The organism is Paraclostridium benzoelyticum (assembly GCF_001006285.1).
Classification (GTDB): Bacteria; Bacillota; Clostridia; order Peptostreptococcales; family Peptostreptococcaceae; genus Paraclostridium; species Paraclostridium benzoelyticum.
Window position 1 is genome coordinate 1 of sequence record NZ_LBBT01000111.1, and the last position, 9569, is coordinate 9569.

7 protein-coding genes are annotated in these 9569 nt (G+C 30.9%); 5 read left to right on the forward strand and 2 right to left on the reverse strand.

Annotation, left to right across the window (positions count from 1 at the left end):
- The 5 genes from VN21_RS04835 to VN21_RS04855 form a co-directional block, all read left to right on the forward strand.
- Positions 1 to 345 (forward strand): DUF3899 domain-containing protein (locus VN21_RS04835; RefSeq protein ID WP_046822302.1); only part of this gene is annotated, 345 nt, incomplete at its 5' end.
- A 121-nt stretch (positions 346 to 466) separates the two neighbouring features.
- Positions 467 to 1411, forward strand: a complete 945-nt coding sequence (locus VN21_RS04840; protein ID WP_046822303.1) for an ABC transporter permease — start codon at positions 467 to 469, stop codon at positions 1409 to 1411.
- Positions 1411 to 2472, forward strand: coding sequence for an oligopeptide ABC transporter permease (gene opp3C, locus VN21_RS04845; protein ID WP_046822304.1), 1062 nt, complete (start codon positions 1411 to 1413; stop codon positions 2470 to 2472). Before VN21_RS04840 ends, opp3C begins: the two co-directional genes overlap by 1 nt.
- A 19-nt stretch (positions 2473 to 2491) precedes the next feature.
- The gene (locus tag VN21_RS04850; RefSeq protein ID WP_046822305.1) at positions 2492 to 3523 is read left to right on the forward strand and encodes an ABC transporter ATP-binding protein; all 1032 of its coding nucleotides are present in this window, start codon (positions 2492 to 2494) and stop codon (positions 3521 to 3523) included.
- Positions 3516 to 4469 carry an ABC transporter ATP-binding protein gene (locus VN21_RS04855; protein WP_046822306.1) on the forward strand — a complete coding sequence of 318 codons (954 nt, stop codon included), beginning with the start codon at positions 3516 to 3518 and terminating at the stop codon, positions 4467 to 4469. Before VN21_RS04850 ends, VN21_RS04855 begins: the two co-directional genes overlap by 8 nt.
- Positions 4470 to 4516: 47 nt before the next feature.
- Here the strand turns inward: VN21_RS04855 and uvrA are convergent, their stop codons facing one another.
- Both uvrA and uvrB read right to left on the reverse strand, forming a co-directional pair.
- Positions 4517 to 7345 carry an excinuclease ABC subunit UvrA gene (uvrA, locus tag VN21_RS04860; RefSeq protein ID WP_046822307.1) on the reverse strand — a complete coding sequence of 943 codons (2829 nt, stop codon included), beginning with the start codon at positions 7343 to 7345 and terminating at the stop codon, positions 4517 to 4519.
- A 35-nt stretch (positions 7346 to 7380) separates the two neighbouring features.
- Positions 7381 to 9348, reverse strand: coding sequence for an excinuclease ABC subunit UvrB (gene uvrB / locus VN21_RS04865; protein WP_152650772.1), 1968 nt, complete (start codon positions 9346 to 9348; stop codon positions 7381 to 7383).
- Positions 9349 to 9569 lie beyond the last annotated feature (221 nt).

Consider the following 9569-nt stretch of genomic DNA (forward strand, 5'->3'; position numbering starts at 1 on the left):
ATGTTAATTATATTAAATTTAGTTATAAGTTTTTTATACTGTTTATTTAATAATTTTGAAAGATTTTCTTTTATAAATTCATCTTTCATGATAGGTCTATTTTATTTAACCCTAGGAGTTTTCTTTTATGTTACAGAACAAGGTTTTTTTAATTTAACAATTTATGCATATAATAAAGTTTGTAATCAAATTCAAAAAAGCAGAGGTCTGTTATCTGAAGGAAATATAGATATAGATGATTATATAAAGAGAAGATACAATTTTACTAACACAAATTCACTTTTATCATCTGGTTTAATCATATCTTTAAGTACTTTAATAATAAGTTTTACAATTTATTCATAAGTTTACATAATGCATCATAAAATTAATAAAACTGCATTTTGAATAGTTTCAAAATTCTGACATCAATACATATCAGAATTTATTTTTAAATTAATACTATTTTATTCAAGGGGGTGTAGCGATGGGTCGCTATATTTTAAAACGTCTTTCTCTTATGTTAATGACATTATTAATCGTTATTTCTGTTACATTTTTTTTGGTAAGGTTATTACCTGGAAGCCCATTTAATGATGAAAAGTTAAATGCACAGCAAGTTGAAATGATTAATAAACAGTATGGTTTGGATGCACCTGTCCCAGTTCAATATTTAAGATATATGACAGGAGTTTTTACAGGTGATCTAGGTAGATCTTTCAAGTATGACAATAAAAAGGTTGAGGATTTAATAAGTACTCGCTTAAAACCGTCTGCTATGTTAGGTGCTCAAGCGCTAGTAATAGGGAGCGTAGTTGGTTTAACTTTAGGTATTGTAGCTGCACTTAAAAAGAATACATTTTGGGATTACTTTGCAACTGTAATTTCTGTTTTAGGGGTTTCTGTTCCATCATTTGTTTTAGCTGCACTACTTCAATTATATTTAACTACACGACATCAAATTTTCCCAGTTACTTGGGGGATGCCTATAGGCTCAGATTTTAGATATGCTTGGACTGTTTTACCATCTATAGCACTAGCATTTTTCTCTATCGCAAGTATAGCACGTTTTACTAGAACTGAACTTGTTGAAGTTTTAAATGCAGACTATATAGTAACTGCAAAATCTAAAGGTTTGACTAAAGCTGCTGTAATAGTAAAACACGCTTTAAGAAATGCTTTAATACCAGTTGTAACTATGCTTGGACCTTTAACTGTTGGTCTACTTACTGGTTCTCTAGTTGTTGAAAAAGTTTTCGCTGTTCCTGGATTAGGAGATTTATTAGTATCATCTATAACTACTAATGACCTATTCTGTATATCAGGTGTTTCTATATTCTATAGTGCACTTTATATAGGAGTTATCTTGTTAGTTGACATCCTTTATGGGATAATCGATCCTAGAATTCGTGTTGCAGGGGGGAAAGCTTAATGATAGATAAAGTTATTATTGATGGTAAAGAAGTTCAACTTAATGCTGACTTATTTGAAGTCAGTCCTGCTGATATGACTCAGCATGAAGCTATAACTAGACCAAGTTTGACATTTTGGCAAGATGCTAGAAAAAGGCTGTTTAGAAATAAAGGTGCTATTACAGGTTTAATCATACTATCTATAATATGTTTCCTTACTGTATTTGGCCCAATGTTTAATGAATATGCTTATGATCAACAAAATTTACGTCATGCTAAATTGCCTCCAAGAATGCCGGTTGTTTCTTCTTTAGGAATCATGGACGGTACTAAAATGGATAGAAAGTTTGACGGAACTCAAGAAAGAGTTGATTCATACAAACTAAAAGCTGTAGAAGATGGAGTTAATTACTGGTTTGGTACAGATGATTTAGGTCGTGATTTATGGACTCGTACTTGGACTGGAGCCAGAGTATCTCTTTTTATAGCAATACTAGCTGCTATTTATGATTTATTAATAGGTGTTACTTATGGTGGTGTTTCTGCTTATTATGGTGGAAAAGTTGATATGTATATGCAACGTTTTATTGAAATACTAACTGGCATACCTAGTTTAGTTATACTTACATTATTTATCTTAGTATTTGAACCAGGTGTTTTATCAATGTCCCTTGCAATGGCTATTTCCGGATGGACCGGAATGTCTAGAATAGTTCGTTCTCACGTTCTTAGAATTAAGAACCAAGAGTTCGTTTTAGCTTCTAGAACATTAGGTGCATCTGATAAGAAGATAATAATAAAACACTTATTCCCTAATATAATAGGTCCTGTGGTTGTTATGATGATGTTCTCATTACCTAATGCTATATTCTATGAAGCATTCTTAAGTTTCATAGGATTAGGACTACAACCTCCATATGCATCGTTAGGAGTATTAATAAATGATGGATTTAAGCAATTACAAACAAATCCATATATGATGTTCATACCTTCAATGGTAATATGTTTATTAATATTTAGCTTAAACTTACTTGCTGATGGTTTAAGGGATGCTGTTGATCCTAAAATGCGTAATCAATAGTTAGAAAGGGGATGAGTTTATGGAAAAAGAAAAATTATTACAGGTTAAAAATTTAAAGGTTCACTTCAAAACTTTTGGTGGTGAAGTTCAAGCCGTAAGAAATGTTACATTCGATCTACATAAAGGAGAAACTCTCGCTATAGTTGGAGAATCAGGTTCTGGTAAATCTGTTGCTTGTAAAACTATTATGAGAATAATGTCTTCAAATGCTCTTATAAAAGAAGGCGAAATTTTATTTAACGGAAAAGATTTAACTAAATTACCAGAAAAAGAAATGGAAGCTGTAAGAGGTAAAGATATAGCGATGATATTCCAAGATCCTATGACTTCATTAAATCCTACTACTACTATTGGTAAACAAATATCAGAAGGTATAATAAAGCATCAAGGATTATCTAAAGATGAAGCAATAAAAAAAGCTATTGAACTTATAGACCTTGTTGGTATACCTTTCCCTGAAAAGAGAGCAAAACAGTATCCTCATCAATTCTCAGGTGGTATGCGTCAACGTATAGTTATAGCAATTGCTCTTGCTTGTAATCCTAAAATACTTATAGCTGATGAACCTACTACAGCTCTTGATGTTACTATACAGGCTCAAATATTAGAACTTATAAAAGATATTCAAAATAAAACTGGAGTTGCTGTTATATTTATAACTCATGACCTTGGTGTTGTTGCAAATATGGCAGATAGAGTTGCTGTTATGTATGCTGGTAAAATAATAGAGGTTGGTACTTCTGATGACGTATTCTATAATCCTCAACATCCATATACTTGGGGGCTATTAGCTTCTATGCCTAGTTTAGATGTTGGTGAAAATGATTTATATAATATACCAGGAACACCTCCAGATTTAATGAATCCTCCTGAGGGTGATGCTTTTGCTTTACGTAATACTAATGCACTTAAAATAGATTTTGTTGCAGAGCCTCCTATGTTTAAAATAAGTGAAACTCATAGCGCTGCTACATGGTTATTGCACCCTTTGGCTCCTAAAATAGAAAGACCTACAAGCATAGGAAGAAAGAAGGTGTCTTCAAATGACTAAGAAAAAACTATTAGAAGTTAAAAATCTTAAGCAATACTTTCCAATAGATAAAAATACAGTTGTAAAAGCTGTTGATGATATAAGTTTTCATATTTATGAAGGCGAAACTTTCGGTCTTGTTGGAGAGTCTGGTTCTGGTAAATCTACTACGGGTAGAGCTATAATCAGATTATATGACCCTACTGCTGGTGAAATAGTATTTGATGGTAAGAATATATCAAGTAAAAAATTAGATAAAGATATTAAATCATTTGTAAATAAAAATATGCAAATGATATTCCAAGATCCTATGGCTTGTCTTAATCCTCGTATGACCGTTATGGATATAATAGCTGAAGGTCTTGATATACATGGATTATGCAAAACAAAGGAGGAAAGAACTAAGACTGTTTATGAATTATTAAAAACTGTTGGATTAAATGAACAACATGCAGGAAGATACCCTCATGAGTTCTCTGGAGGTCAAAGACAGCGTATAGGTATAGCTCGTTCATTAGCTATACAACCTAAGTTTATAATAGCTGATGAACCTATATCTGCTCTTGATGTTTCTATCCAAGCTCAAGTTGTTAACCTACTTAGAAAGTTACAAAAAGAGAAAGGATTAACTTATTTATTCATAGCTCATGATCTTTCTATGGTTAAATATATAAGTGATCGTATCGGAGTTATGCACCACGGAAAACTAGTTGAATTAACTACTTCTGAGGAACTTTATGCTAATCCTCTACACCCTTATACAAAATCATTGTTATCAGCTATACCACTTCCAGATCCAGAGCATGAAAGACATAGAGTTCGTATAAAATACGATCCTAGTGTTCATGATTATTCTGAACACAAACCTAAATGGGTTGAAATAAGACCAGGGCATTTTATTTTCGGATCTAATCCTGAAATGGAACAATATGAAAAGGAATTAGCTGAAAGAGAAGCTACTAACTAATGAAATTTTAAAAGGAGATGTCTTAAATTTAAGACATCTCCTTTATTTTATTTCTCAAAGTATTTTTTTAAGAATAATCCTGTATATGAACCTGACTTTTTAGAAACTTCTTCTGGTGTTCCTGTAGCAATTATTTTTCCACCCTTATCTCCGCCTTCTGGTCCAAGATCTATGATATAATCACATGTTTTTATAACATCTAAGTTATGTTCTATAACAACGATAGTATTTCCTGTATCTGCTAGCCTTTGTAGTACAGTTATTAATTTATCTACATCATCCATGTGAAGCCCTGTTGTTGGCTCATCTAAGATATATAAAGTTTTTCCTGTAGCTCTTTTACTTAACTCAGTTGCTAGTTTAATACGTTGAGCTTCTCCTCCTGATAATTGAGTAGATGGCTGTCCTAGTTTTATATATGAAAGTCCAACATCCATAAGAGTATCTAGTTTTCTTTTTATTGTCGGTATGTTCTCAAAGAAAGCTGAGGCTTCTTCAACATTCATATCTAAAACATCTGATATTGTTTTATCTTTATATTTAACTTGAAGAGTTTCTCTGTTGTATCTTTCTCCCTTACATATTTCACAAGGAACATAAACATCCGGCAAGAAATGCATTTCTATTTTTATTATCCCATCACCTTTACAAGCTTCACATCTTCCACCTTTAACATTAAAACTAAATCTTCCTTTTTGATATCCTCTAGCTTTAGCTTCATTAGTTGATGCAAATAAATCTCTTATTAAATCAAATACACCTGTATAAGTTGCAGGATTTGAACGCGGAGTTCTTCCTATTGGACTTTGATCTATATTTATTATTTTATCTATATTTTCTATTCCTTTTATCTCTTTATGTTTACCTGGCTTATCTCTTAATCTGTTAACTTTTGTAGCTATACCTTTGTATAAAATATCATTAATTAATGTACTTTTTCCTGATCCAGATACACCTGTAATACAAGTAAACTTTCCTAATGGAATTTTAGCATTTATATTTTTCAAGTTATTTTCTGTTGCTTTAACTACCTCTATGAAATTACCATTTCCTTCTCTTGTAGTTTCAGGTATTGGTATAATTTTTTTACCACTTAAATATTGTCCTGTTAATGAGTTAGGATTTCTAAGTATTTCATCAAGATTTCCTTCTGCTACTATTTCTCCACCATGAACTCCTGCTCCAGGACCTATATCTACTATATAATCAGCTTCCCTCATTGTATCTTCATCATGTTCTACAACTATAAGAGTATTTCCTATATCAGTTAAATGTCTTAAAGTTTTTATTAATCGGTCATTATCTCTTTGATGTAATCCTATACTAGGCTCATCTAAAACATATAACACTCCTACAAGAGCTGAACCAATTTGTGTCGCTAATCTAATACGTTGAGCTTCTCCTCCTGATAATGTACCAGCTTTTCTAGATAAGTTTAAATAATCTAGTCCAACATCTCTTAAGAATGATGCTCTAGCTTTTATTTCCTTTAAAATCTCATGAGCTATGAACTTTTGCTTATCTGTTAGATTTATATTTTCAATATACTCTATAAGCTCATTAACTGAGTAATCAGTTACTTCCATTATATTTTTATTATCTACTAATACAGATAAAACTTCTTTTCTTAATCTATTTCCCTTACACTTAGGACAAGGTCTTTCTCCCATAAACTCTTCTATTTTTTCTCTAGAATGTTCTGAGTTTGTTTCTCTATATCTTCTCTCTAAGTTTACTATTACACCTTCAAATGGAGCTTTGTATAATCTGTTTCCTCCATACTTTGATTCATATACAAATTCAACCATAACATTATCATGTCCGTAAAGTAGCTCTTGAATAAATTCTTCAGGTAAATCTTTAAATGGAGTAGCTAAATCCACATTAAATTTTTCAGCTAAACTCTTTACCATTTTACTATAGTAAGTATCATCATTAGTTCCAACTGAACCCCAAGCAGCTATAGCTCCTTGTTTTATAGAAAGTTCTTTATTTGGAACTACTAGATCTGGATCAACTTCTTTACTCTCACCTAATCCATTACATGTCTCACAAGCTCCAAAAGGACTGTTGAAAGAGAACATTCTAGGAGATAACTCCTCTATTCCTATACCATGTTCTGGGCATGCAAATTTAGTTGAATAAAGAATTTCTTCTCCATCTATTATTTGCGCTATAACTAAACCTTCAGATAGCTTTACAGCAGTTTCTATAGAATCAGCTAATCTATTTTCTATACCATCTTTCATCACAATTCTATCAACTACTACCTCTATATTATGTTTTTGATTTTTATTTAAATCTATTTCATCTGTAACTTCATAATTAGTTCCATCTACTCTTAATCTTACAAATCCCTCTTTTTTTATGTTTTCAATAACTTTCTTATGCGTTCCCTTTTGACCTCTAACTACAGGTGATAATATTTGTAACTTAGTTCTTTCTGGGAAATCCATCATCTTATCTACTATTTCTTGTACTGTCATTTGACTTATCTTTTTCCCACATGTTGGACAATACACTTCCCCAACTCTTGCAAATAGTAGTCTTAAATAATCATATATTTCTGTTACTGTACCTACTGTAGAACGAGGATTTTTAGATGTTGTTTTCTGATCTATTGATATAGCTGGTGATAATCCTTCAATATACTCTACATTAGGTTTTTCCATTTGACCTAAGAATTGTCTAGCATATGCAGATAGACTCTCTACGTATCTTCGTTGTCCTTCTGCATATATAGTGTCAAAAGCTAAAGATGATTTTCCCGATCCTGAAAGACCAGTAAAAACAATAAATTTATCTCTAGGCAAAGTTAAATCTACATTTTTTAAATTATGCTCTTTAGCTCCTTTTATTATAATTTTATCATTCATATGTTTTTTCCTTTCATACTCAACTTTATAAGTAATTAATTTAATTTATCTTCTAATTCTTTTATCTTATCTCTTAATTGTGCTGCTCTCTCAAATTGAAGATTTTGTGCAGCTTCCATCATTTCTACTTTAAGATTTTCTATTGATTCTCTTATACTATCTTCATTATTTTCATTTATATCTCCATAAACAGCTTCTTCATCTGCAACAACTGTTGCTTCTATTCCTTTTCTTATTCCTTTTTGGATTGTTGTCGGAACAATATTATTAACCTCATTATAATGCATCTGTATTTCTCTTCTTCTCTTTGTCTCTTCTATCGCACTTTGCATAGATCTAGTTATCTTATCTGCATACATTATAACTTTTCCATTTGAATTTCTAGCTGCTCTACCTATAGTTTGTATAAGAGAAGTTTCTGATCTTAGGAAACCTTCTTTATCAGCATCTAGTATTGCAACTAGTGAAACTTCTGGGATATCTAAACCTTCTCTTAATAAGTTTATACCCACTAATACGTCAAATTTACCTAATCTTAAATCCCTTATTATTTCTATTCTTTCTAATGTATCTATGTCTGAATGTAAGTACTTAACTTTAATCCCTATATCTTTAAGATAATTAGTCAAATCCTCACTCATCTTTTTAGTTAAGGTAGTTATAAGAACTCTTTCTCCTTTTTCTGTAATAGAGTTTATTTCTCCAACTAAATTATCAATTTGATTATTTATAGGTCTTACTTCAATTATTGGATCTAAAAGTCCAGTAGGTCTTATTATTTGTTCTGCTATTGTAGTTGAATGTTCTATTTCATAAGGTCCTGGAGTTGCTGTTACAAATAGTATTTGATTTATATTCTCCTCAAATTCATTAAAGTTTAAAGGTCTATTATCATAAGCTGAAGGTAATCTAAAACCATTATCTATAAGAGACGATTTTCTTGATCTATCACCTGCATACATACCTCTTACTTGAGGAACTGTTACATGAGATTCATCAACTATGATTAAAAAGTCATCTGGAAAGAAATCCATTAATGTATATGGTTTTTCTCCCGGGTCTCTTCCTGTTATATGTCTAGAGTAATTTTCTATCCCCTGACAGAATCCTATCTCTTTTAACATTTCTATATCATATCTAGTTCGTTGGTCTATTCTTTGTGCTTCAACCAATTTATCATTTTCTTTAAAATAATCTACTCTATCTTTCAATTCTTTTTGAATATCAATTATTGCTTTATCTATTCTTTCTGGTGTTGTAACATAGTGAGATGCCGGGAATATAACTACATGATTTCTAATCCCTACAAGTTTTCCTGTTAAATAGTCTATTTCTGTTATTCTATCTATTTCATCTCCAAAAAATTCTATTCTAATAGCTCTTTCATCTGTATTAGCTGGGAATATCTCTAGAATATCACCTCTAACTCTAAAAGTTCCACGTGTGAAATTAACATCATTTCTTTCATATTGTATCTCTATTAATTTTTTTATGATTTCATCTCTATCTTTCTCCATACCTGGTCTTAAAGAAACCATAAGTTTTTTATAATCTTCTGGATCCCCTAATCCATATATACATGATACAGAAGAAATTATTATACAATCTCTTCTTTCTAAAACTGCAGCAGTTGCTGAATGTCGTAATTTATCTATCTCATCATTTATACTTGCATCTTTTTCTATATACGTATCACTATGTGCTACATAAGCCTCAGGTTGATAATAATCATAGTAACTTACAAAGTACTCAACTGCATTTTCTGGGAAAAATTCCTTAAACTCACTATAAAGCTGCGCTGCTAAGGTCTTATTATGAGCTATTATTAAAGTAGGCTTATTTACGTTTTTTATTATATTAGCCATGGTAAAAGTCTTTCCTGATCCTGTAACTCCAAGTAATGTACTAAACTTTTCATTTCTATTTAAAGCATCTGTAATTTTATCTATAGCTTCAGGCTGGTCACCTGTAGGCTTATATTCAGATTGAATTTTAAATTCCACAATATCCACTCCTAACCGAACACTAGTTCACATCATAATACCTTAATTATAACATAGGTTTTAAATTTTTTTCACTCTATATTAATATTCTCTTATTTAAAGTATTTTAAATATTTTTATTTAAAAATTTACTTCATTTGAGATAGTGTTTATGAAAATTACTTAATATTTCTAAATTTAAAGTTTTAACTATACATTCCATAAACTAATTTACCCATTAT

What these genes read in the sequence shown, in the direction of transcription:
- VN21_RS04850 (WP_046822305.1), top strand. Translation starts at nt 2,492, where the DNA reads ATGGAAAAAGAAAAATTATTACAGGTTAAAAATTTAAAGGTTCACTTC.
- opp3C (WP_046822304.1), top strand. Translation starts at nt 1,411, where the DNA reads ATGATAGATAAAGTTATTATTGATGGTAAAGAAGTTCAACTTAATGCT.
- VN21_RS04840 (WP_046822303.1), top strand. Translation starts at nt 467, where the DNA reads ATGGGTCGCTATATTTTAAAACGTCTTTCTCTTATGTTAATGACATTA.
- uvrA (WP_046822307.1), bottom strand. Translation starts at nt 7,345, where the DNA reads ATGAATGATAAAATTATAATAAAAGGAGCTAAAGAGCATAATTTAAAA.
- VN21_RS04855 (WP_046822306.1), top strand. Translation starts at nt 3,516, where the DNA reads ATGACTAAGAAAAAACTATTAGAAGTTAAAAATCTTAAGCAATACTTT.